Raw genomic sequence first — 23,519 nt, 5'->3', positions numbered from 1 at the left:
CCAGACCGGAAATGAAATCCTTGAAGCCCGCCCTGTGAAGAAGTTTCAGTCCGCTGGTGCGCGGTGCATGGCGCCAGACGCTCTTCACCGTCCTCGCGTCGGGGGCTATGTTTCAGTCCGCTGGTGCGCGGTGCATGGCGCCAGACACCTCCCGCAAGTCGCCGCCAAGATCGACTATGTTTCAGTCCGCTGGTGCGCGGTGCATGGCGCCAGACATGCTCTCTATTTGGAAAGAGCAGGTGACTGCGTTTCAGTCCGCTGGTGCGCGGTGCATGGCGCCAGACCGAACGGAATGTCGGAAGCACTCGCGGCGGCGTTTCAGTCCGCTGGTGCGCGGTGCATGGCGCCAGACGCTGCGAAGCGCCGGGAGCTCGGCATCGCGAGGTTTCAGTCCGCTGGTGCGCGGTGCATGGCGCCAGACCTCGCGTCTCGCACCACGAGCCTCTCCGACGAGGTTTCAGTCCGCTGGTGCGCGGTGCATGGCGCCAGACGGCTCTCGCCTGCGGGCAATACCCCGGCCAGGTTTCAGTCCGCTGGTGCGCGGTGCATGGCGCCAGACGCATCAGAATGACAGGCCGCGAATTCCGCGAGTTTCAGTCCGCTGGTGCGCGGTGCATGGCGCCAGACGACTCCCGCGCCGACGGGGAAAGTGACGGCGTGTTTCAGTCCGCTGGTGCGCGGTGCATGGCGCCAGACGACAACAAGGACCCGGCGGCGTTCCTGGCGTGGTTTCAGTCCGCTGGTGCGCGGTGCATGGCGCCAGACTGAGGGGTCTGCAGCCACCTGTCAACGCCGGATTTCCAAGGCCAGTTTCCACCGACCTCGGCCAATTGCCAGACAGAATCGGCTGAAATCGACGTATCAGTGGAAACTGCCTGAAATCTGTCGACTCGTGCAGTTGTTCACGCATTGGGGTCGAGCCCCTGTCGACGTTTGCCGTCGTCGCCCTATCTGTCTCGATGGAAAGTGTCGACAGCTTTAGCCCGGCGTGTCGACCCGGACAGTCGGCGCCTGCACGGCAGGGTGCGGTCGAGGACGGCGAGCAGCGCCGGGTCGAGCCGGTGCGTCCGGGCGGTCCGCCCCCAAAATCCCCGCCGCGGCAGCGCGCCGCCGGTCCAGCCGCCCGGAAAGGCGCGGTCGAGCGCGACCACGCCGGCGCCGGAACCGAAGAAGCCGACCTCGCCCGGCATCAGGACCAGCAGGTTCTCGACGTCGGCCCAGCGCCTGTCGAGTGCCACCGGGTCGGTCACGGTGGCGCTGCGTCGATGCGGCAGCCGCACCGTCAGCACGCGGCCGCCGAGGTGCCGGCGCGCATTGCGCAAGGCCCGACGGCCGGCGATCTCCTGGGCGGCCGTGATGCCCTGGGCCCGGCGGTCGGCGAGGCGAATCGCCGCCAACTCGTCCCGGCTCGCGCCGAGGGCTTTTAGTCCGGGGACGTGGCCGACATCGTTGGCATCGACGAGAGCGAGCCGGCGCGTCCACCGCGTGGCAGGCCGGCGCAGCAAGGCGAAGACCTGGGCGAGCGACGAAGGGGTGCCGACGTCCGGCCCGTGGTGATCGACGACGATCGCGGTGGCGGCGAGGACCGGGTCGGCCCTGAGCTCTACCAGCACCGGCACCCGGCTGGCCGCGAGCGTGGCGGCGATCTCGTCCGCATAGGCCGCGCTGCAGGCGCCCCAGCCGAGCCGACGATCGACGACCGCATCGGGACCGAGGGTGTCGCGCACCAAGTCGGCGATCGTGATCATCTCGAGGTCATGACCGCCGAGGAAAAAGCGGAGGTTTTCCGGGTCTGGTCCCGCGCAAACAGATGCCGGCGGCAAAGGCTTGGTCAAACGCGTGTCTCCGGAGGGCGCGGCATCCTCGTCGCCCCTTTGGGGGCGAGCTCGGGAGCGCCGAATGCTGTCGGATCGGAAAGATCGACTTAGCCGTAAGAATGATGCGGATCCAGTGCGGCAGCCACGATTCAGCGTTTTGTCGTGTTGCCCGGGACGGTAGCATGACGCCGCAGATGCGCGAGCCGGAGGAGATGGTGATGGCTGCGAAGGCGGCGAAGGGCGGGTTCAAGCAGAACGACCACGACAGCGTGAAGGCGATCACGGCGCTGCGGTTCCGCCATACGCTGCTTTTTCCCCTGGCACTGGCGCGGGGCGAGACGGGCAGCGGATTCGACACGCCTGCCGGGACGCTGGTCGACGGTATGGCTGCCGCGCTGACGCGCTCCGACAAGGAGACGTGGCGCGAGATCGATGCGCTCACCCATTGCGAACGCGCCGCGGCGCCGGCATCGGTGGGACGCTCCGCCGAGACGCCGGATGCGCACGCCCGGCCCGACGACGACCTTCTCGCCGAGCGCTATCAGGAGACGATCTTCTTTCATCGGTTCGTCCAGCGATTCCTTTACGGCGACGGTGCCCGATCGGAACATCGTGGGGCTTCGCCGGCCCAGCGGGTCTTCCAGCGTTGCGGCATCGCTCGGGTCAGTGTCGCGCTCGGGTCGGTCGAGGGGTTCGACGGCGACGAGCGCACCGAGGCACAAGCGACATGGCGCGCCTCGACGCCGAAAGCTCCCCCGGTGAGCGCGATGGGGCGACGATCGTCGCGCGTGATCACGCTCGCGGTGGACACCATCAACCTGCATCTCTTCGAGGCCGGTATCGCCGTGCTCGCCGTGACGGTGTCGCTGCCGCGGGAGGCAGGCAAGGGCGTGGTTCCGTCCGTCGTCCGGCGAACGCCGGCCAATCCGAGCGGCGGCGTGCCGGAGCAGGCCACGGTCGCCGACCTTCTCGATCTGATCGAATGCTTCCGGCGCCTCTACATCCCCTACTGGGTCGAGGCAGCCGTCGGTGCACCGCAATCGCTCGATCTCCTGGTGTGGGCCGACGGTGTGCCGGCCGAGGTCACCTGGCACGACAAGGCCGGAGCAGGAGAGCCCCACATCGTGCCGTCTCGCGAGACGGTCATGAACGCCTTCGAGGCCGGCTTTTCGCACGGCGTCCCGCGATTGCTGCCTTGGTGGGAAGCCCTGCTGCCGAAGGCCCTGCTGCTGCGCGGAACCTCACAGACCGAATCGGGGGTGGTTCCAAAATCGGATCTGTCGCAGTGGCGCTTCGTCGCCGACGAGCGCATGGCGACAACCACCTTCCTGTCGGTGCCGAACATCGCCCGTCTCTCGGATGGCGCCTGGGCACGCCTGTGCTTCTGTGACAAGGCGGGCGACGAGCATCCTTACGGACACGGCTTCCTCGAGAACTTCGACGCGCTCCACGCCTATGATCGGTTCAGCTCCTGGGGAACCCGCTATGTCCTGTGCGGCTACAACATGGCGTGCATCGTCAGCGAGGGCGATTTCGTAGACCTCGTCGAGATGCACATGCGGCGACACTATTTTCAGATGATGCTGGTCGCCCAGTTCCAAGCCGCCGCGCTGCTCGCCTTCTCGAACTGGGTGTCGGAGGCGATGGAACAGTATGCGAAGACGGCAGACGATACCGACGACCAGGCGCGGCAGGATCTGCGGGTCAACCTGCACTGCATCGAGCGGGAGTTCCAGGCGTTCGTGCACCGCTACTGGTTCACGGGCGTCTCGAACCAGGTGCAGCCGAGCGAAATCTACGCGAAGCTCCGCGAGCTTCTGTCGCTCGACAAGTGGTTTGCCGAGGTCCTCAACGAGATCGAGACGTCGCGCGGTTTCCTGCGGGACCAGGAACAGGAGCGCACCGCCCGCTCGGCCGAGCGGCTTTCGTTGCTTGCCGGCCTGGGTCTCCTGGTCGTCGTACCCGCTGCGCTGCTCGGCATGAACTTCGCGTTCGGCGACAAGGAATGGCTGAATGCCGTCCTCGCGATGAAATCGGTCCAAGGGGCTCTACCGACCGCAAAGCTGTGCGGATCGGAAACGATGGTGTCCGTCTCGGGGCAACTCGCCTGGACGTTCGCAATCGTTTGCCTGTGCGGAGCTGCGCTCAATTTCTTCCCGCGTCTCGGGCCGGTGCCGCGCTCCGCCAGGCGCAGCATCGGCAATGGCGTGGCGATGGCGTCGCTTCGACAGATCGCCCGTTCGGTCGCCGTCGTGTGCTGCGTGCTTGCGCTCGCATTTGCACTGAACGCGCCTCTATGCGCCCCGAAGACCGGATCCGCGGAGCAAGCCACCGAGGCTCCGCACGAGCCGAGCCGATAGCTCGACGTGTTTCGGGTCCAACCGGCTCTCGTTCAACCGATCACGGATCCCGCTCGATTGGGGGACGAATTGGGGGATCGGAAATAATCTCACTTCAAAATATCGCACTAAAACAGTGTCTTATGTTGATTAAGTGGCGGACGGGGTGGGATTCGAACCCACGAGAGACTTGCGCCTCTGGCGGTTTTCAAGACCGCTGCCTTCAACCACTCGGCCACCCGTCCGATCGTGCCGGATCACTCGCCTAGCAGAGGTCGCGGCGCCCCGGAAGCCCCGCAGGACGGGTGCGGCGCATTCGGCCCGTCGAGGGGCAGGGCGGCGACTTCGTGCGGTGATCCGTGTCGACGATCGGCCGATGGCGCGCTACCGGGCAGCGCCGCGGTTGAACCAGGCGCGCACGGCCTGCATCCGGTCGACCGCCGTGGTGTCGGCGTCGGCCGGCTCGCACGCCGAAACGCCGCGGTCGCGGAACTCGCCGTTGCGGTTGTCGAAGCCGAGCCGCTGGCACTGCTTGTGGGGATCGGGCGCCAGCCGGATCGTACCCTCGGGGCCGATGCTCGAGCGGACCGGGGAGCCCGGCGACGGCAGCCATGCGATTCCGATCGCCACCGCCAGCACGGCGCCGGCGGCGAGACCGGAGACGATCCGGACATGGGCGCGGAGCAGGCGTCCGAGGCGGCGTGACGATCGCATGCGGGCTGTCTCGTGGTTTCGACGAAGCCTAGCCACACGTCGGTTAACGGATACTTCCGATTGTGCGACGAAAGCCGGCACCCGTTCCACTGCGTAGCCGCGGCGCAGCGCCGGTCGGCGACCCGGCCGACGCCATGGCAGGCGCCACGGCACCAATGTCGGGGCGGATCCCGTGGCGATATCGCGCGCAACTGGGGCGTGACTCGTATCGCGGTAATGGAATGCGAACGAATGGTCCCCCATGGTGCGGGTTCACGCGTATGCGTGGTGGGCTCGGGCGCCTGCCGTGCGTTTCGGGCTGCACCAGCCCGCACCACCGCCGCGGCCGTGGGGCCGCCGTCAGGGAGTTGTCATGAGCGTATCCGCCATCAGTTCGGCCCCCGTCATGCCGACCGCGCCGGAACGTGCCGAAGCGCCGGGCCCGGACCGCGACGGCGACAGCGACGACCGGGGCGCCGTGCAGGCGCAGCCGGTCCAGGCCGCCACCGCGCCGGGAACCGGGCAGGTGGTCGACAAGCTGGCTTGAGTCGCACGCCGCTTCGTCGACAGAACCTTCGCAAAGGCGCGTCGCCGCTCCGGTGACGCGCCTTTGTCGTGACGCCCTTCGGCAGGCACGCACGCGACGCTCGCCGGCTTCGGCGTCCGTCGTCTGCAGGGCCGTCGCGCCGGCCGAGGGCGGTCCGCCGGTGCAGGCTTCGCCGGCGCCCAGGTGTCTTCTTTCCGGCTCATTTACCTTGCCAAAGTGTTTCGGTTCCGCGCCGTGGTGCGGTCGCGTATCGTGAGGCCCGAACCGATTGCGACTCCCGAGAGAGCCGCGGCGGTTCGTCCGTGGATGGTCGAGCGTCTCGTTCAGGGGGAACGGGGCGCGCGTTCGGCGTCCACGGCAAGGGAGGGGGGATCCTCGTCGGATGATCCGGGGGGAGATGCGGGGACGGTTGGGGCCACTGGCGCGCGTCGGCGCGACCGCGGTGGCGTGCGCGCTGCTGGCGCAATGCTCGGGTTCCGGCGGCAAGCTGTTTCCACAGATCGATCCGCGTTACGGCGTCGCCGCGAGCCCGCGCGTCGTCGAGCCCGGTGATCCGGTGCCGAAAGGCGGCGGTGGCTACCGGCTCGGCAAGCCCTACATGGTGGGCGGCCGCATGTATGTCCCCGAGGAGGACGTCAACTACCGGGCCGAGGGTCTCGCCTCCTGGTACGGCCCCGACTTCCACGGCCGGCTCACCGCCAATGGCGAGGTGTTCGACATGCACAGCATGTCGGCGGCGCACCCGACCTTGCCGATGCCGAGCTACATCCGGGTGACCAATCTCGGCAACAACCGCTCGATCGTGCTGCGGGTCAACGACCGCGGCCCGTTCCACCAAGGTCGGCTGGTCGACGTCTCGGTCAAGGCCGCCGACATGCTCGGTTTCCAGGGCAACGGCACGGCGCGGGTGCGGGTCGAGTATGTCGGCCGCGCCCCGCTCGAAGGCTCCGACGACGGGCTGCTGATGGCGACGCTGCGCCATGGCCAGCCGGCGCCGCCGCCCTCGCTCGTGATGGTCGCGGCGACCCGGCCCTTCTTGCCCGATTTGCGCCCCGCCGCCCTGCCGCCCCGCAGCGGCGTGCCGATGCCGCCCGAGCGGCCCTTCGGCCTCGGGCTCGACGAGCAGCCGTCTGCGCCGGCCCCGTCGCGGCCCTCGGGGCGCACCTCGCAGCGCGACCGCATGCCGGCCGAAGCGGCGCCCGTGGTGGCGTCGGGGCGTGAGCGCGGCGCGAAGCCCCCGGCATCGGCCTATGCGGCGGCCGAATCGAAGGCCGGGCGCGAGCCCCTGCCGGCCGTGATGACCGGCCGCGGCCTCTACTAGGCTGCGAGCGTCACGGCACAACCATTAGTTTCGCAAGGATTTTCTCTGGCGAGCCCGGCTGCGGCATTGTCCCGGCGGGCCGGCCGCGCCATTGTTCCGGCCAACTCTGGTGGGACTCGACGGCCATGATTCGATTGCTTCGCCGCCTGTGGGCGGCCCGGTTGGGCGTTCGGGGCGGCGGTCTGTTCGGCGCCTTCGCCCTCGTGCTGGCTTTGGTCGCCGCTGCGGGAGCCGCCAACAATTCGGTCTCCGGTGCGAAGAAGGACGACGGGTTCCAGACCGCCGCGCCCTACGCGATCCTGATCGACGCCGAGACCGGCACGGTCCTGTACGAGAAGGCCGCCGACGTGCCGAGCCCGCCGTCCAGCCTCGCCAAGCTGATGACGGCCGAGGTCGTGTTCAACGAGATCAAGGCCGGCCGGCTGACGCTCGACCAGGAGCTCATGGTCAGCGAGGACGCCTGGCGGCGCGGCGGCGCGCCCTCGCACACCTCCAGCATGTTCGCGCCGATCCACAGCAAGACCCGGGTCGAGGACCTGCTGCGCGGGCTCATCATCCAGTCGGGCAACGACGCCGCCATCGCGCTCGCGGAAGGCATCGCCGGCAATGAGCGCAGCTTCGCCCAGGCGATGACCAAGCGGGCCCGCGAGCTCGGCCTGACGCGGTCGACCTTCGGCAACGCCACCGGCCTGCCTGACCCGGCCAATCTGGTGACCATGCGGGAGCTGGCCAAGCTCGCCCAGCACATCAACAAGACCTATCCGGAGTTCTATCCGATCTACGGCGAGCGCGAGTTCACCTGGAACAAGATCCGCCAGCTCAACCGCAACCCGCTGCTGCCGCTCAACATCGGCGCCGACGGCATGAAGACCGGCTTCACTGCCGAGGGCGGCTACGGCCTGGTCGGCTCGGCCCTTCAGAACGGGCTGCGGCTGATCGTGGCGATCAACGGGCTGAAGACCGCCAAGGACCGCGCCGACGAAGGCAAGCGCCTGCTCGACTGGGGCTTCTCCGGCTTCGAGGCGCGGCCGCTGTTCGCCGACGGTCAGGTCATCGGCGACGCCAAGGTGTTCGGCGGGACGCAGGGCAGTGTGCCGCTGGTCGCCAACGGCGCCGTCTCGGTGCTGATTCCGAAGAACACCAACGACCGCATCTCGGCCCGCATCGTCTACACGGGCCCGGTGCGGGCGCCGGTGGCCGAGGGCCAGCCGATCGGCAAGGTGCGGGTGATGCGCGGCGACAATGTCACGCTCGAGGTGCCGCTGAAGGCCTCCGAGGCCGTCGAGGTCGGCAACCTGCCGCAGCGCGCCGTCGACGTGGTGACCGAGCTGGTGATCGGCTGGATCAAGTCCGGGTTCGCGCGCATCTAGCGCCGCGCAACAGGGATGCGGGGACGAGGATGCGCGGCAAGTTCATCACCTTCGAGGGCGGGGAGGGGTCCGGCAAGTCGACCCAGGCGTCGTTGCTGGCCGGCCGCCTGCGCACGCTCGGCATCTCGGTGATCCTGACCCGCGAGCCCGGCGGCTCGCCCGGCGCCGAGATGGTTCGCCATGTGCTGCTCGCCGGCGCCGCCAAGCCGCTCGGGGCCGAGGCGGAGGCAATTCTCTTTGCGGCGGCCCGCGCCGACCATCTGGAGAAAACCATCCGGCCGGCGCTGGAGCGCGGTGCCTGGGTGGTATGCGACCGCTTCGCCGATTCCACCCGCGTCTACCAGGGGGCGGTCGGCAAGGTCGACGACACCGTGATCCGGGCGCTGGAGCGCGTCACGGTCGGCGACACCAGGCCGGACCTCACCATCATGCTCGACCTGCCGGCCGAGCTCGGTCTTTCCCGCGCCGCCGGGCGGCGCGAGGGCGCCGCCGCCGACCGTTTCGAGGGCGAGGAGCTCGCGTTTCACGCCGCGCTGCGCGACGCCTACCGGGTGATCGCCGCCGCCGAGCCGGAACGTTGCGTCGTCATCGAGGCCGAGCCGCCGCCGCACCGCATCTCCGACGAGGTGTGGACCGTGGTCTGCGCCCGCCTGGGCGCCGCCCAGGTGGAAACCGAGCCGCCCGCAGCGCCACCGGCTCCGGCCGGTGCGTCCGAGCCCGCCCGCGACGTCGTGGCCGTCCCGTGAGCCGGGCTCCGCGTGCCGCCCGCGACGAGGGCGTCACGGTTCCGCATCCCCGCGAGACGCTCGACCTCGTCGGCCACGTCGCCGCCGAGGCGACACTACTCGGCGCCTACAAGTCGGGGCGGGTGCCGCATGCCTGGCTGATCGGCGGCCCGGCCGGCATCGGCAAGGCGACGCTGGCCTATCGGTTCACCCGCTTCGTGCTGGCCCATCCGGACCCGGCCGCGCCCGCCGTCCAGGCGGCGACCTCGCTGGCGCTGCCGGCGGACCATCCGGTGGCGCGGCGCGTCACGGCTTCGACCGAGGGGGCACTTCTGGCGCTCGAGCGGACGCCGGGCGAAAAGACCGAGACGCTGCGCACCGTCATCACGGTCGACCAGGTGCGCGAGACGGTCGGGTTCTTCGGCGCCACCGCCACGGGCGGGGGCTGGCGCGTGTGCCTCGTCGACGCCGCCGAGGAGCTGAAATATCCCGAAGGCGCCAATGCCTTGCTGAAGATACTGGAGGAGCCGCCGCGGCGCGCGCTGCTGCTCCTGGTGAGCCATTCGCCGGGCCGGTTGCTGCCGACCATCAGGTCGCGCTGCCGCATGCTGACGCTGCGTCCGTTGTCCGTTGCGGACGTGATCGCCGCCGCCGCGACGGCGCTCGGCCGGGCGCCGGACGACCCCGGCCTCGCCGCGGCGGCCGCCGCCGCCGACGGCTGCGTCGCCCGGGCGATCGCGCTGTCGGGCGGTCCCCTGCTGGCGTTGCGCGAAAAGGTGACGGCGCTGCTCGCCCAGGTGCCGAGCCCGGACCCGCGCGGCCTGCATGCGCTCGGCGACGTGCTGGAGCGGGCCGACCGCGAGCTGGTCGAGATCTTCGTCGAGACGGTTCGGGACTGGCTGTCGCGCGAGCTGCGGCGCGAGCCGCAGGCGGTGGGCCGGCTCGCCCCCTATGCCGAGGCATGGGGGCGCCTCGACACGGCCGCCCGCGACACCCTCACGCTCAATCTCGACAAGCGGGCGCTGGTGTTCGCGGTGTTCGGCTGGCTTGCCGAGGCGGCACGGGGTTGATACCTCACCTGTGAGCCGATCTAAGTCTCTGTCCGTCCTCATCCTGAGGAGCCCGCGAAGCGGGCGTCTCGAAGGATGGGACGGCCCCATGGTTCGAGACGCGCTCGTTCCGAGCGGCTCCTCACCATGAGGCCGAGATGGGCCGGGGCTAAGGCGCACTGTTGATTGCGAGCTGCAGACCATGGCCTCCAAGCGCTTCTACGTCACCACCGCGATCGCCTATCCGAACGGCGCGCCTCATATCGGCCATGCCTACGAGGTGATCGCCACCGATGCGATCGCGCGCTTCATGCGGCTCGACGGCTACGACGTGCATTTCCTCACCGGCACGGACGAGCACGGGCAAAAGATGGTGCAGACGGCCGCCAAGGAAGGGCTGACGTCGCGCGAGCTCGCCGACCGGAACGTCGCGCTGTTCCAGGCCATGGACGCGCGGCTCAACTGCTCGAACGACGACTTCATCCGCACCACCGAGCCGCGCCATCACGCTTCCTCGAAAGCGATCTGGGAGCGGATGGCGGCGAACGGCGACATCTATATGTCGAAATATTCCGGCTGGTACTCGGTGCGGGACGAGGCCTTCTACGCCGAGAAGGAGACCACGGTCGGCGACGACAAGGTGCGCCGCGGCCCGAACGGCTCGCCGGTCGATTGGGTCGAGGAGGAGAGCTGGTTCTTCCGCCTCTCGGCCTACCAGCAGAAGCTCCTCGACCTCTACGAGCGGGTGCCGGACTTCGTGCTGCCGAAGGAGCGCCTCAACGAGGTGGCGAGCTTCGTGCGCGGGGGTCTTCAGGACCTGTCGATCTCCCGCACCACCTTCGACTGGGGCATCCCGGTGCCGGGCGACGAGAAGCACATCATGTATGTGTGGGTCGACGCGCTGACCAACTACATCACCGGTGTCGGCTTCCCGGATACCGAAGGCGAGATGTTCAGGCGCTGGTGGCCGGCGGATCTCCACGTCATCGGCAAGGACATCGTGCGGTTCCACGCCGTCTACTGGCCGGCCTTCCTGATGTCGGCCGGCGTCGCGGTGCCGCGCCGCGTGTTCAGCCACGGCTTCCTGTTCAACCGCGGCGAGAAGATGTCGAAGTCGGTCGGCAATGTCATCGACCCGTTCGCGCTGGCCGACGCCTACGGGGTCGATCCGCTGCGTTACTTCTTCCTGCGCGAGGTGCCGTTCGGCCAGGACGGCAACTACAGCCACGAGGCGATCGTCGCGCGCATCAATGCCGACCTCGCCAACGACCTCGGCAATCTGGCGCAACGCTCGCTCTCGATGCTGGCCAAGGCGTTTGGCGGCGTGCTGCCGACGCCCGGGGATTTCACCGACAACGACAATACGATTCTCTCCGCAGCCGACGCCCTCGTCGAAAAGGCGCGCGAGGCGATGGCGACCCAGCAGATCCACCAGATGCTCAACGCCGTGTGGGCCGTGGTGGCCGACGCCAACCGCTATTTCGCCGGCGAGGCGCCGTGGGCGCTGGCCAAGACCGATCCGGCCCGCCAGGGTACCGTGCTCTACGTCACCGCCGAGGTTTTGAGGCAGGTCGCTATCCTGGCCCAGCCGGTGATGCCGACGGCGTCCGCAAAGCTCCTCGACACCCTGGCCGTGCCGGTCGACGCGCGCGACTTCTCGCATCTCGGCGGGCACGAGCGGATAGCGCCCGGCAGCCAGCTCCCGGCCCCGAGCCCGGTGTTTCCGCGCTGGATCGAGCCGACGACGGAGTGAGGCGTGTCCGGGCGACGGTCTCCTGGCGCGACCGGTACGAGACTCGAGGCGATTCTTGCCCGCCTCGCGATGGCAGACGGCCACGAGGAGGAAGAGGAGATCGGCCGCAGCGAGCTTTCCTCCGCGCTGCAACGGGTGTCGCCGGCCGTGCTCGACGGTCTGTTGAAGCTCGCCCGGCGCGACAACCGGGTGCGGCGCTGCCTGTCGGCGGCGCGGTACTACTCCGGTCTCGGAAAGGAGACCTGCGAGAAGATCGACGTAGTTTTAAGAACACCATTCCCGGGCGCGCGGCGGCCGGGTCGATGATGCCGAACTGAAAGCGATCCGTGAGCCATGCTGGTCGACAGTCACTGCCATCTCGACTTTCCCGACTTCGCCGACGAGCTCGACGCCGTGGTGGCGCGGGCGCGCGCCGCCGGCGTCGGGCGGATGGTGTCGATTTCTACGCGCGTCCGTCGGTTCGACGCGCTGCTGGCGATCGCGGAGCGCTACGAGGACGTCGTCTGCTCGGTCGGCACCCATCCGCATCACGTCGCCGAGGAGCGCGACGTGACGCTGGACGAGCTGCTCGCTCGTGCGAAAAATCCAAAGGTGGTGGCGATCGGCGAGGCGGGCCTCGACTATTTTTACGACTACGGCCCGCGCGACCTCCAGGAGGCCAGCTTCCGGATCCATGTCGACGCGGCGCGGAAAACCGGACTGCCGCTGGTGATCCACACGCGCGAGGCCGACGCCGACATGCAGCGCATGCTGGGGGAGGAGGCGGCGAAAGGGCCTTTCACCGCGGTGCTGCACTGCTACACGGGCGGTCGTGAGCTGGCGCTGCGCGCCGTCGCGCTCGGCCACTACATCGGCTTCACCGGCATCGTCACGTTCAAGAAATCCGACGTGCTGCGCGCCCTCGCGGCGGAGATTCCCGCCGACCGCATTCTGGTGGAGACCGACTCGCCGTATCTCGCGCCCGGAAAAATGCGCGGCAAGCGCAACGAGCCCGCCTATGTGGTCGAGACGGCAAGAGTGCTGGCCGAGACCCGCGGCGTCTCGCTCGACGCTTTCGCGGCGCAGACGACGGAAAACTTCTTCCGCCTGTTTTCGAAGACGCCACGACCCGCCGAGGTGGCGGCATGATGCTCATGGTTCCCCTTCCGTCATTCCGGGGCGCCGCGGAGCGGCGAACCCGGAATCCAGCAGCGAACTCCGAGCGCGTGGCTGGATTCCGGGTTCGCGCCTTCGGCGCGCCCCGGAATGACGCCGGCGGGGCTCGCGGAGACCGTTCATGACCCTCGCCGTCACCATCCTGGGCTGCGGCTCGTCCGGCGGGGTGCCGCGGCCGGCGCTCGGCTGGGGCGTCTGCGATCCGACCAATCCGAAGAATCGCCGCCGGCGCTGCTCGCTGCTGGTGGAGCGCGACGGCGCCGACGGACGCACCCGCGTGCTGGTCGACACCGGGCCGGATCTGCGCGAGCAGCTCATCGATGCGAACGTCGACTGGCTCGACGGCGTGCTCTACACCCACGAGCACGCGGACCACACTCACGGGGTCGACGACCTGCGCGGCCTGTTCATGCACAAGCGCCGCCGGCTCGATCTCTATCTCGACGAGGCGACCTGGCGCGTGATGCTGGCGCGCTTCGGCTACTGCTTCGTCACCCCGCCGGGCAGCGCCTATCCGCCGATCGCCAACGAGCACCGCATCGCGCCCGGCCATCCGGTCACCATCGCGGGGCAGGGCGGCAGTATCACGGCGCTGCCGTTCCTGCAGGACCACGGCGACATTCCCTCGCTCGGCTTCCGGTTCGGCGGCGTCGCCTATTCGAGCGATCTCGTCGACTTGCCGGAGGAGAGCGTCGCCCTGCTGCACGGGCTCGATCTGTGGATCATCGATGCGCTGCGCTGGCGCCCGCATCCGACCCATTTTTCCGTCGAGCAGGCGCTCGCCTGGATCGAGCGCCTCGCGCCCAAGCGTGCGATCCTCACCAACATGCACAGCGACCTCGACTACGAGGAGCTGAAGTCCCGCCTGCCGGCGCATGTCGAGCCGGCCTATGACGGCATGCGCCTGCGCCTCGCCGAGGGCGCCGTGGTGGTGGAGGGCAGGGCAGGGGCCGGCGACGGCTGATTCGCGCCGCCGGGACGTTTCCCGCAAAACGGCGCCCGTCAGAGCGCCGCGTTGGTGCTGCGTAGCCGCTGGGCGAGCTCGTCCATCACGTACCAGACGAAGTTCGGCACTTCCTCGACCATGTAGCGAAACTTCTTTCGTTCGATCACGGCGAGCTCGCAATTCTCCTTGGCGCGGGCCGTGACGGTGCGAGGCTGCTCGTCGAGCAGCCCGAGAATGCCGAACGCGTCGCCCTGGGCGATCGTCTCGATCAGCTTGTCCCGATGGACGATGTCGACCGAGCCGGCGAGCACGATGTACATGTAACGGGGAGTATCGCCTTCGCTGAATACCGTATTTCCAGTCGCGTAATCGACGACCGTCCCCAACGCACGAGCAAACTCTCGAAAGTCGATCGGGTCATGCATGTTCATGTCATCGCTCTCCTGCTTGTTGCGATTAGATGACAAACGGAACGTCGCACGGATCAACATTATGTTACCTGGGCTGAGCGTCGGGCCCGGCGCGACGGCGAGCGGGAGCCGTCGGCGAAAGCGCCTGGGTCTGCGGATCCGGACGGCGGCGGCGCCTTCATCTGATTCGCCCGGTTGCTTCGGGACAGGCCTCGCATCGCAATGATAGTGAAGGGCGCAATCCTCCTGGTCGCGGTCGTCTGCGCGCTGCCGACCGGCGGCGTTCTCGCCGGCTGCTACGACCGGACGGCGAACGGGTCGCAGCACCGATTCGTGCTCGACGGCGGCGAAGCCCTCGACACCAGGACGGGCCTCACCTGGAAGCGCTGCAGCCTCGGCCGCGGATGGGATGGGCGCCAGTGCGCCGGCGAGACGGCATTCGACACTCTCGACCAGGCCGTCGAGGCGGCGGCCGCGGCGGGCGCAGGATGGCGTGTGCCGTCCGGGCCGGAGCTCGAAAGCATCGTCGATCCGAGTTGCGGGCGGCCGGTCGTCGACGAGTCGGTGTTTCCGGACATCAGTGCGGACGAGGAGGGGACGGCGAAGTACTGGACCACGAACGAGGTCGGCCTTGCCAACCTGGTCTACTATTTCGACTTCATGACGGGCCAGGCGGACGGGCACAGCCGCGGCTTCCGCCTCGCCGTCAGGCTGGTGCGGGGTTGACACGCACCGGCGGGTCAGACCGCATGAGCCTGATTTCCGCAATCGCCATAACGACGCGTTAACTATTTCGGCGAAATGATGGTCCTCATCGGGCTACCGAGAGGATCGCATGTTCTTCAGGAAGGCCACCCGCCAGGCCAAGGCCGTCATCGCCGCTTTTCACGCTGCGTTCGGGCGCCTGCAGATGCCCGAGGATGCGCTCGCCGAAGCGGCCTATTCGGCCGTGGCCCGCCAGGTTCTCCGGCGCCACCGCGCCAGCGGCTACGAGAGTTTGCCGGCCCGCGCGCTGCGCGAGCTCGCCATGATGCTGGTGCTGGTGCACGAGGATCGGCCGTCCTTCGACCGTGCCTTGGTCTTTCACGGCATCGCGGCGGACGACATCGCGAGCCTGAGGGCCCGGGCGGAGCGCCGGCCCGAGCGCCGCGAGCAGGCCCGGCTGGCGCTGCGCGCCACCTTGGCCGACGCCAGGGCTCGCCGGGCCGCGGCCAGGGTCGCGGCCGCGACGTTCGCCGAGAAGGCGGCTGTCCAGGCCAGAGCCGTCGCGATCCCGGTGGTTCCGGCAGCGGTCGTCCAATCCCCGGCCCTGGTCGCCGAGCCGCCCCGTCTCGCCGCCTGACCGCCCCGCAGCCCGCCAACGGGTGCTGCGGCGCCACGCGTCGCGGTCGTTGCGCCTGACGGCCGTTGCCGTTGCATTCCCGATCCCGGACTCCTATAAGCGCCGCATCTCACACGCGGATCCAAGGACCGTGCGCGGCATCGCGCCCGGGCCATCCGGTGGCCGGGAGACCCCGAAAGGGCCGCCCGGTTCACATGTCCGCGGAGGAAAAACCGGAGAAGTCCCAATGGCGCTGCCCGATTACAGCATGCGCCAGCTCTTGGAAGCTGGCGTTCATTTCGGTCATCAATCCCACCGCTGGAACCCGAAGATGAAGGAATTCATCTTCGGCGCCCGCAACAACATTCACATCATCGACCTCGCCCAGACGGTGCCGCTTTTGCACCAGGCGCTGAAGACGATCTCCGACACGGTGGCCCGTGGCGGCCGCATCCTGTTTGTCGGCACCAAGCGCCAGGCCCAGGACATCGTTGCCGATTCGGCCAAGCGCTGCGCCCAGTATTACGTCAACTCGCGCTGGCTCGGCGGCACCCTGACCAACTGGAAGACCATCTCCGAATCGATCAAGCGGCTGCGCAAGCTCGAGGAGATGCTGGGGTCCGGCGAGGCCCAGGCCTACACCAAGAAGGAGCGGCTGACGCTCACCCGCGAGCGCGACAAGCTCGACCGGGCGCTCGGCGGCATCAAGGACATGGGCGGACTGCCCGACCTCCTGTTCGTCATCGACACGAACAAGGAGGACATCGCCATCAAGGAGGCGAAGCGCCTCGGCATCCCGGTGGCCGCCGTGGTCGACACCAACTGCGATCCGGACGGCATCACCTATATCGTGCCCGGCAACGACGACGCTGGCCGCGCCATCAGCCTCTATTGCGACCTCGTCTCGCGCGCCGCCATCGACGGCATCTCGCGCGCCCATGGCGAGGCCGGCATCGACATCGGCGCATCCGAGGCCCCGATCGTCGAGGTGCTGCCGCCCGAGCCGGTCCCGGCCGGCCCCGGCTTCGAGGCGCTGTCGGGCCCGCGCGGCGTCGCCGACGACCTCAAGAAGCTCACCGGCGTGTCGCCGGCGATCGAGCGCAAGCTCAACGATCTCGGCGTCTTCCACTTCTGGCAGATCGCCGCCTTCGGTCCCGAGGCCGCCCAGCATGTCGGCGACACGGTCGGCCTGCCGGGCCGGGTCGAGGGCTGGATCGCCAAGGCCAAGGAGCTCGGCGTCGAGGCCGAGTGACGCTGACGGCGGCCGGGCCCGGCCCGGCCGCTTCACGCATCTTCCGCGGTCGTCGTGCATCGCTGTCACGGCCGCGACAAAGTCTTCGTGGATGCCCGGGTCCGGCACGGCCGGACCCGCAGGCTCCCGCCCCAAGGACAATTCGACATGGCGAACATCAGCGCTCTATTGGTCAAGGAACTCCGCGACAAGACCGGCGCGGGCATGATGGACTGCAAGGCCGCGCTCGGTGAGACCGACGGCAACCTCGAGGCCGCGGTCGACTGGCTGCGCAAGAAGGGCCTCGCCAAGGCCGCCAAGAAGGCCGGCCGCATCGCCGCCGAGGGCCTGATCGGCGTCGCCGTGAAGGGCAAGAAGAGCGTCGTCGTCGAGGTCAATTCCGAGACCGACTTCGTCGCCCGCAACGAGCTGTTCCAGGGCCTGGTGCGGATGATCGCCCAGGTCGCCCTCGACGTCGGAACCGATATCGAGAAGATTTCGGCCGCCAAGATCGGCGACGCCACCATCGCGGACGCGCTGTCGTCGGCGATCGCCACCATCGGCGAGAACATGACGCTGCGCCGCGCCGCCGGCCTCGAGGTGTCCAAGGGCGTCATCGGCCAGTACGTGCACTCGTCGGTCGGCGAGGGTCTCGGCAAGATCGGCGTGATCGTCGGGCTCGAGTCGGCCGGCGATGCCGACGAGCTGAAGGCGCTCGGCCGCCTGGTCGCCATGCACATCGCCGCGTCGAACCCGCTGGCGGTCGACGAGGCGGGCGTCGATCCCGCCGTGGTGGCGCGCGAGAAAGAGGTGCTGGCCGACAAGGCGCGCCAGCAGGGCAAGCCCGACAAGGTGATCGAGAAGATCGCCGAGTCCGGCATCAAGACCTTCTACAAGGAGGTCTGCCTGCTCGATCAGCCTTATATCCACGATACCGGCAAGAACGTCGGCCAGGCCCTCAAGGAGGCCGAGGGCAAGGTCGGCAGCGCGATCAAGGTCACGGGCTTCGTGCGCTACGCTCTCGGCGAGGGCATCGAGCGCAAGGAGAGCGACTTCGCGGCCGAGGTCGCGGCGGCGGCCGGGCAGAGCTGATCCGTCCGGAGCCGTCGCATCGCGGCACGGCCTCGGCCGTGCCGCTCCCGAGCGGGTCGCGGAAGAGGATCACATGACGGCGGCGAGCTACCGGCGGGTCATCGTCAAGCTCTCGGGCGAGGCGCTCAGCGGCGCCGAGCCGTTCGGAATCGATCAGGCGACAGTCGAGCGCTACGCCGCCGACCTGGTGGCGGCGCGGGAACTCGGCGTCACGCTCGGCGTCGTCGTCGGCGGCGGCAATCTTTTGCGCGGTGCCACGGCGGCCAGTCACGGCGCCGACCGCACCATCGCCGACGTGATGGGAATGCTGGCGACCGTGATGAACGCGCTCGCCCTCGAGTCGGCGATCGAGCGTCTCGGCGCGCCGGCCCGCACGGTCTCGGCATTGGCGATGCCGCAGGTCTGCGAGACCTACGAGCGCCGCGCCGCGCGGCGCCATCTCGACGAGGGCCGCATCGTGCTGTTCGCCGGCGGCACCGGAAATCCCTTCTTCACCACCGATACCACCGCGGTGCTGCGCGCCGCCGAGACGGGCGCCGAGGCCGTCCTCAAGGCGACCAATGTGGATGGTGTGTACAGCGCCGATCCCAAGCGCGACCCCGCCGCGACGCGCTACGACCGCCTCTCGCTCGACGAGGCGATCGAGCGTCGGCTCGGCGTGATGGATCTCACCGCGTTTTCCCTTGCCCGGGACCATCGCATCCCTATCATCGTGTTTTCGATCCGTGAGCCTAAGGCCGTCGAATCGGTCTTGCGCGGCACCGGACGCGCCACGATCGTCGGTGGTTGACGTGCCGACGGAGCCGATCGGGGCCGACAGGACCGTGGCCGACAGGACCGTGCCAGTCGGGACCGTGGCCGAGACCGTGACGAACGCAGTGTTCATTGCGAGCGGCGCGCCTGAACCATCCGAGTCCCGCTCGGGTGCGGCGCCGTCGTTTCTGGAGAAGTGTCGATGACAGCCGAAACCTACGACATCAACGAAATCAAGCGTCGCATGCAGGGCGTCCTCGGGGTGCTCAAGCAGGAGCTCGGCGGATTGCGCACCGGGCGCGCCTCGACCGGCCTGCTCGACCACATCCAGGCCGAGGTCTATGGCAGCCATATGCCGCTCAACCAGCTCGCCTCGATCAGCGTGCCGGAGCCGCGGCTGATCACCGTTCAGGTGTGGGACAAGTCGGCCCTGCACGCCGTCGAGAAGGCGATCGTCGCCGCCAATATCGGCCTCACCCCGAATACCGAGGGCCAGCTCATCCGCCTGCGCGTGCCGGAACTCAACGAGGAGCGCCGCAAGGATCTGGTCAAGGTGGCGCACAAATACGCCGAGACGGCCCGGATCGCGGTGCGGCACGTGCGGCGCGACGGCATGGAGCTGCTCAAGAAGCTCGACAAGGACGGCAAGGTCGGCCGCGACGATCACGAGCGGATGTCGGAAGAGGTCCAGAAGGCCACCGACCGCGCCATCGAGGACGTCGACCAGGCGCTCGCCGTCAAAGAAAAAGAGATCATGACGGTGTGAAGACGACGGTGTGATCTTGGACGCCTGGAGTCGAGCCATGGCCATTCCCGAGGCGGTGCGCAGCGCGACCGGGGCCGGCCGCGACGCGCCCCGCCACGTCGCCGTCATCATGGACGGAAACGGGCGCTGGGCGGCGCAGCGCGGCCTGCCGCGGCGGGAAGGGCATCGGCGCGGCGTCGACGCGTTGCGGCGGACCGTGCGGGCGGCCGGCGAGCTCGGCATCGGCATCCTGACGATCTTCTCGTTCTCGTCGGAGAACTGGTCGCGGCCGCCGACCGAGATCCGTGACCTGATGGGGCTGCTGCGCCGCTTCATCCGCAACGACCTCGCGGAGCTCCACCGCAGCAACGTCAAGGTCCGGGTGATCGGCGAGCGCAGCGGGCTCGACCGGGAGATCGCCAAGCTGCTGCTCGAGGCCGAGGAGCTGACCCGCGCCAACACCGGACTCGTTCTGGTGGTCGCGTTCAACTACGGATCCCGCCAGGAGATCGCCCGGGCGGCGCAACGGCTCGCCGTCGAGGTCGCGGCCGGCCGGCTCGCCCCGGAGGCCATCACGGCGGAGCTGATCGCGACACGGCTCGACGCCCCCGATCTTCCCGACCCCGACCTCATCATCCGCACCAGCGGCGAGCAGCGCCTGTCGAACTTCCTCTTGTGGCAGGCGGCCTACAGCGAGCTGGTGTTCGTTCCCCTCTACTGGCCCGAGTTCGACCAGGCTGCGCTGGAAGGCGCGATCGCCGAGTATCGCCGGCGCGAGCGCCGGTTCGGTGGGCTGGCCGCAGCGGGAGCCGGAACCTGACCCGTGTCCCATGACATGTCGGCCCCGGCCAGTCCGGGCGAACCCACGGCCCGCAAGCGCAGCGACACGCTGGTGCGGGTCGTCTCCGCCGTCGTTCTCGCCCCGCTCGCCATCGGCGCCGTCGTGGTCGGCGGCTGGCCCTTCGTGCTGTTCTGGGCGGTCGCCGCCATTGGCGTCTACTGGGAGTGGACGTCGGAGATTCTTCGCGCGCCGCGGCGGCATCTGGCGATCGGCGTCGCGGTGCTGGCTTTCGCCGGGCTGATCGCCGGCATGGGCCGGCCCGGGCTCGCCGTGCTGGTGCTGATCGGCGGGATCGCCGGCATGGCCTATGCGATCCGCGAGCGCCGCGCCTGGTGCATCGCCGGGCTCGTCTATGCGGGTCTGGTGCTGGCCGGCCCGGTGGTGCTGCGGGCCGATCCGGTCTCCGGGGTGGCGGCGATCTTCTTCCTGTTCGCCGTCGTATGGGCGACCGACGTGCTCGCCTATTTCGGCGGCCGCCTGATCGGCGGCCCGAAGCTCGCCCCCCCGATCAGCCCGGCCAAGACCTGGTCGGGCAGTCTCACCGGGGCGCTCGGCGGGGTCGTCGCGGGGGTCGCGGTCGCGCTCGTCGCAGGGGTGCCGAATCCGCTCGCCGTGGCGTGGCTCGCCTTGGTACTGTCGGTGGTCTCGCAGGCCGGCGACCTCTTCGAGTCGGCCATCAAGCGGCGCTTCGGCGTCAAGGATTCCAGCCGGATCATCCCGGGACACGGCGGTCTGATGGACCGGCTCGACGGCTTCCTGGCCGCCGCCGGGGTGGCGGCCCTGGTCGGGGTGATGCGCGGCGGCTTCGACGAGGCCGCGCGCGGCTTGTTGGTTTGGTGATTTTTTCTGGTGTGGTGACATGAGTGCGGTTCCCCTCAACCCGACCCCGGCCGCGCTCCCGCAGGAGCGCAGCGTCACCCTGCTGGGGGCGACCGGCTCGATCGGATCCAGCACCATCGACCTGATCCGGCGCTCGCCCGGCCGCTTCCGGGTCGAGGCCGTGACGGCCGCCCGCAACGCCACCGCGCTCGCCGCGCTCGCCCGTGAGCTGGGGGCAAAATTCGCCGCCGTCGCCGACCCGGCCTGCTACGAGGAGCTGAAGGCGGCGCTGTCGGGCAGCGGCATCGAGGCCGCGGCCGGCGAGGACTCTCTGGTCGAGGCGGCGAGCCGCCCGGCCGACTGGGTGATGGCCGCCATCACGGGGGCCGCCAGCCTGAGGCCGACGCTCGCCGCGGCCGAGCGGGGCGTCATCGTCGGCCTCGCCAACAAGGAGTGCCTGGTCTGCGCCGGCACTCTGTTCATGCGCCGCGCCGCCGCCGCCGGCGCCACCGTGCTGCCGGTCGATTCCGAGCACAACGCCGTCTTCCAGTCGCTCTGCGCCGGCACCCGCGCCGACGTGAAGCGCATCATCCTCACCGCCTCGGGGGGGCCGTTCCGCTCCTGGCCGCTGGAGGCGATACGGAAGGCGACCCTGGAGCAGGCGCTCAAGCACCCCAACTGGTCGATGGGTCCGAAGATCACCATCGACTCGGCCAGCATGATGAACAAGGGCCTCGAGATCATCGAGGCGCACCACCTGTTCGATGCCGGGCCCGACGAGATCGACGTTTTGGTGCACCCGCAGTCGATCGTGCACGGCGGGGTCGAGTTCGTGGACGGCTCGATGGTGGCCCAGATCGGTCCGCCCGACATGCGGGTGCCGATCGCCCACTGCCTCGCTTGGCCCACCCGCATGAACGGGGCGACCCGGCTGAGCTTCTCCCAACTGGCGAATCTCACCTTCGAGGAGCCGGACGAGATTCGGTTCCCGGCCCTGCGGCTCGCCAAGGCGGCGCTGCGGACCGGGCAGGGCGCGCCCACCGTGCTCAACGCGGCCAACGAGATCGCGGTCGCCAGCTTCATCGACCGCAAGATCGGCTTCGCCCACATCGCGGCCCTGGTCGAGGCGACGCTCGAGGCGAGCGCCGCCCGCGGCGTGCTGCGCGAGCCGGTCGATGTGGCGGAGGCGTTGGCCGTTGACCATACGGCGCGATTGCTGGCCCGGGACCTCTTGCCCCAAATCGCCGCAAAGGCATTCTAACTAGCTTAACAAATGGTGACTGGCGTGGCCGGTCTCCCCCAACCCCCCGCGAGGCCGTGATGGGATCGAATTTTCTGTCGTCTATCAACGATCTCGGCTTCGGATTCCTCGGCTACCTGGTTCCATTTCTGTTCGTGCTGACCATCGTGGTGTTCTTCCACGAGCTCGGCCACTACCTGATCGCCAAGGCGAACGGCATCAAGGTGCTGACCTTCTCGATCGGCTTCGGGCCCGAGATCGTCGGCTTCAACGACCGCAGCGGCACCCGGTGGAAGCTCGCCGCGATCCCGCTCGGCGGCTACGTCAAGTTCTTCGGCGACGAGAACGCCGCCAGCGTGCCGGACCAGGCGGCCATGTCGGGCCTCTCGGAGACCGAGCGCCGGCAGACCTTCCCGGGCCAGTCGGTGGCCGCGAGGGCGGCCGTCGTGGCCGCGGGCCCACTGGCAAATTTCGTTCTCGCCATCGCGATTTTTGCCGGCATCTTCATGTTGCATGGCAAGCAGACCACAACGCCCCGGATCGACTCGATCCAGGCCGGCAGCGCGGCCGAGTCGGCCGGCTTCGCGGTCGGCGACGTGGTGGTGGCGATCGACGGGCGGCGGATCGAGAGCTTCGCCGACATGCAGCGCATCGTCTCGGGGGCGGCCGGGCAGACGCTGCGGGTCGAGATCGACCGCAACGGCACCGCGAAGACCCTCGATGTGGTGCCCACCCTGCGGGAAATGAAGGATAATTTCGGCAACATCCACCGGCTCGGCGTGCTCGGCATCTCGCGCTCGATGGCGCCCGGCGACCTCAAGACCGAGTCGGTCGGGCCGATCGCAGCCGTCCGGATGGGCGCCGAGGAGACCTGGTTCATCGTCGAGCGGACGCTGAGCTATATCGGCGGCATCGTGGTCGGCAAGGAGAACGCCGACCAGCTCGGCGGGCCGATCCGGATCGCCCAGGTGTCGGGCCAGGTGGCGACCGCCGGCATCGTCGCGCTGCTGCACCTCGCCGCCGTGCTGTCGGTCTCGATCGGGCTTCTGAACTTGTTTCCGGTGCCGCTGCTCGATGGCGGCCATCTGCTGTTCTACGCCATCGAGGCGGTCCGCGGCCGACCCCTGTCGGAGCGGGCCCAGGAGGTCGGCTTCCGCATCGGCTTCGCCCTCGTCATCATGTTGATGATCTTCGCAACCTTTAATGATATCCTGCACTTGGCGTCGTCATAATGTGCGCACAAGTTCGCCGTAATGTGTGACGTCATGGCCACTCGCGGCCGGCAAATGGAGAGCCTGGGGAGACTCTCTGTTTGCAGGGGTGGTTAAAGCCGATACAAGCGGAGGCGGAAT

General features: G+C 68.9%; 23 protein-coding genes, 1 tRNA gene and 1 CRISPR repeat array (1 of these 25 cut by a window edge). Of the genes, 20 read left to right on the top strand and 4 right to left on the bottom strand.

Annotation, left to right across the window (positions count from 1 at the left end):
* A CRISPR array of direct repeats spans positions 1 to 765; the repeat unit is 37 nt; unit sequence GTTTCAGTCCGCTGGTGCGCGGTGCATGGCGCCAGAC; it reaches 311 nt to the left of the window's first position.
* Positions 766 to 947: 182 nt separating this feature from the next.
* Positions 948 to 1,748, bottom strand: a complete 801-nt coding sequence (locus HXX10_RS08440; RefSeq protein ID WP_296521615.1) for a hypothetical protein — start codon at positions 1,746 to 1,748, stop codon at positions 948 to 950.
* A gap of 62 nt (positions 1,749 to 1,810) precedes the next feature.
* On the opposite strand from HXX10_RS08440, the gene HXX10_RS08435 reads away from it, so the two are divergent.
* On the top strand, positions 1,811 to 4,177 hold the full coding sequence (locus HXX10_RS08435; RefSeq protein ID WP_296521613.1) for a hypothetical protein: 2,367 nt from the start codon (positions 1,811 to 1,813) through the stop codon (positions 4,175 to 4,177).
* A gap of 134 nt (positions 4,178 to 4,311) precedes the next feature.
* On the opposite strand, the gene HXX10_RS08430 is transcribed toward HXX10_RS08435, so the two are convergent.
* Positions 4,312 to 4,401, bottom strand: a tRNA-Ser gene (locus HXX10_RS08430).
* A gap of 139 nt (positions 4,402 to 4,540) precedes the next feature.
* Positions 4,541 to 4,870, bottom strand: a complete 330-nt coding sequence (locus HXX10_RS08425; protein WP_296521610.1) for a hypothetical protein — start codon at positions 4,868 to 4,870, stop codon at positions 4,541 to 4,543.
* Positions 4,871 to 5,222: 352 nt separating this feature from the next.
* On the opposite strand from HXX10_RS08425, the gene HXX10_RS08420 reads away from it, so the two are divergent.
* The 9 genes from HXX10_RS08420 to HXX10_RS08380 all read left to right on the top strand — a co-directional run bounded on the left by HXX10_RS08420 (position 5,223) and on the right by HXX10_RS08380 (position 13,733).
* Complete coding sequence (locus tag HXX10_RS08420) at positions 5,223 to 5,396, top strand: hypothetical protein (RefSeq protein ID WP_296521607.1); 174 nt, start codon at positions 5,223 to 5,225, stop codon at positions 5,394 to 5,396.
* Positions 5,397 to 5,778: 382 nt separating this feature from the next.
* Entirely contained in the window at positions 5,779 to 6,717 is a 939-nt protein-coding gene (locus HXX10_RS08415) for a septal ring lytic transglycosylase RlpA family protein (RefSeq protein WP_296521605.1), read from the top strand.
* Between the two features lie 134 nt (positions 6,718 to 6,851).
* A complete protein-coding gene (locus HXX10_RS08410) occupies positions 6,852 to 8,087 on the top strand; it encodes a D-alanyl-D-alanine carboxypeptidase family protein (RefSeq protein WP_296521745.1) in 1,236 nt (411 codons plus the stop codon).
* Between the two features lie 29 nt (positions 8,088 to 8,116).
* Positions 8,117 to 8,833 carry a dTMP kinase gene (tmk, locus tag HXX10_RS08405; RefSeq protein WP_296521603.1) on the top strand — a complete coding sequence of 239 codons (717 nt, stop codon included), beginning with the start codon at positions 8,117 to 8,119 and terminating at the stop codon, positions 8,831 to 8,833.
* Complete coding sequence (locus HXX10_RS08400; protein ID WP_296521600.1) at positions 8,830 to 9,882, top strand: DNA polymerase III subunit delta'; 1,053 nt, start codon at positions 8,830 to 8,832, stop codon at positions 9,880 to 9,882. The genes tmk and HXX10_RS08400 overlap by 4 nt, the downstream gene beginning before the upstream one ends.
* Before the next feature lie 181 nt (positions 9,883 to 10,063).
* Positions 10,064 to 11,614, top strand: a complete 1,551-nt coding sequence (gene metG, locus HXX10_RS08395; RefSeq protein ID WP_296521599.1) for a methionine--tRNA ligase — start codon at positions 10,064 to 10,066, stop codon at positions 11,612 to 11,614.
* Between the two features lie 3 nt (positions 11,615 to 11,617).
* Positions 11,618 to 11,920, top strand: a complete 303-nt coding sequence (locus HXX10_RS08390; protein ID WP_296521597.1) for a hypothetical protein — start codon at positions 11,618 to 11,620, stop codon at positions 11,918 to 11,920.
* A 27-nt stretch (positions 11,921 to 11,947) separates the two neighbouring features.
* Positions 11,948 to 12,742, top strand: a complete 795-nt coding sequence (locus HXX10_RS08385) for a TatD family hydrolase (RefSeq protein WP_296521595.1) — start codon at positions 11,948 to 11,950, stop codon at positions 12,740 to 12,742.
* A 148-nt stretch (positions 12,743 to 12,890) separates the two neighbouring features.
* Positions 12,891 to 13,733: an MBL fold metallo-hydrolase gene (locus tag HXX10_RS08380; protein ID WP_296521593.1), complete on the top strand. Its 843-nt coding sequence runs from the start codon at positions 12,891 to 12,893 to the stop codon at positions 13,731 to 13,733.
* Between the two features lie 38 nt (positions 13,734 to 13,771).
* On the opposite strand, the gene HXX10_RS08375 is transcribed toward HXX10_RS08380, so the two are convergent.
* A complete protein-coding gene (locus HXX10_RS08375; protein ID WP_296521591.1) occupies positions 13,772 to 14,146 on the bottom strand; it encodes a cyclic nucleotide-binding domain-containing protein in 375 nt (124 codons plus the stop codon).
* A gap of 201 nt (positions 14,147 to 14,347) precedes the next feature.
* On the opposite strand from HXX10_RS08375, the gene HXX10_RS08370 reads away from it, so the two are divergent.
* The 10 genes from HXX10_RS08370 (at position 14,348) to rseP (ending at position 23,399) form a co-directional block, all read left to right on the top strand.
* Positions 14,348 to 14,851: a DUF1566 domain-containing protein gene (locus HXX10_RS08370; RefSeq protein WP_296521590.1), complete on the top strand. Its 504-nt coding sequence runs from the start codon at positions 14,348 to 14,350 to the stop codon at positions 14,849 to 14,851.
* A 109-nt stretch (positions 14,852 to 14,960) separates the two neighbouring features.
* A complete protein-coding gene (locus HXX10_RS08365) occupies positions 14,961 to 15,467 on the top strand; it encodes a hypothetical protein (RefSeq protein ID WP_296521588.1) in 507 nt (168 codons plus the stop codon).
* Positions 15,468 to 15,693: 226 nt separating this feature from the next.
* Positions 15,694 to 16,698 (top strand): 30S ribosomal protein S2, encoded by a 1,005-nt coding sequence (locus tag HXX10_RS08360; protein ID WP_296521585.1) that lies wholly within the window; start codon positions 15,694 to 15,696, stop codon positions 16,696 to 16,698.
* A gap of 147 nt (positions 16,699 to 16,845) precedes the next feature.
* The gene (gene tsf / locus HXX10_RS08355) at positions 16,846 to 17,769 is read left to right on the top strand and encodes a translation elongation factor Ts (protein WP_296521583.1); all 924 of its coding nucleotides are present in this window, start codon (positions 16,846 to 16,848) and stop codon (positions 17,767 to 17,769) included.
* A 73-nt stretch (positions 17,770 to 17,842) separates the two neighbouring features.
* Complete coding sequence (gene pyrH, locus HXX10_RS08350; protein ID WP_296521580.1) at positions 17,843 to 18,559, top strand: UMP kinase; 717 nt, start codon at positions 17,843 to 17,845, stop codon at positions 18,557 to 18,559.
* Between the two features lie 165 nt (positions 18,560 to 18,724).
* The gene (gene frr / locus HXX10_RS08345) at positions 18,725 to 19,288 is read left to right on the top strand and encodes a ribosome recycling factor (RefSeq protein WP_296521578.1); all 564 of its coding nucleotides are present in this window, start codon (positions 18,725 to 18,727) and stop codon (positions 19,286 to 19,288) included.
* Between the two features lie 37 nt (positions 19,289 to 19,325).
* On the top strand, positions 19,326 to 20,087 hold the full coding sequence (locus HXX10_RS08340; RefSeq protein WP_296521575.1) for an isoprenyl transferase: 762 nt from the start codon (positions 19,326 to 19,328) through the stop codon (positions 20,085 to 20,087).
* Between the two features lie 3 nt (positions 20,088 to 20,090).
* Positions 20,091 to 20,948, top strand: a complete 858-nt coding sequence (locus HXX10_RS08335; RefSeq protein WP_296521573.1) for a phosphatidate cytidylyltransferase — start codon at positions 20,091 to 20,093, stop codon at positions 20,946 to 20,948.
* A 19-nt stretch (positions 20,949 to 20,967) separates the two neighbouring features.
* The gene (dxr, locus tag HXX10_RS08330; protein ID WP_296521571.1) at positions 20,968 to 22,188 is read left to right on the top strand and encodes a 1-deoxy-D-xylulose-5-phosphate reductoisomerase; all 1,221 of its coding nucleotides are present in this window, start codon (positions 20,968 to 20,970) and stop codon (positions 22,186 to 22,188) included.
* Positions 22,189 to 22,247: 59 nt separating this feature from the next.
* Complete coding sequence (gene rseP, locus HXX10_RS08325; protein WP_296521568.1) at positions 22,248 to 23,399, top strand: RIP metalloprotease RseP; 1,152 nt, start codon at positions 22,248 to 22,250, stop codon at positions 23,397 to 23,399.
* Positions 23,400 to 23,519 lie beyond the last annotated feature (120 nt).

The sequence above is a fragment of the Rhodoplanes sp. genome, assembly GCF_013377085.1.
GTDB lineage: Bacteria > Pseudomonadota > Alphaproteobacteria > Rhizobiales > Xanthobacteraceae > Rhodoplanes.
Note: the sequence above shows the minus strand (reverse complement) of the source record. Positions and strands in the feature narration are given on the sequence as shown.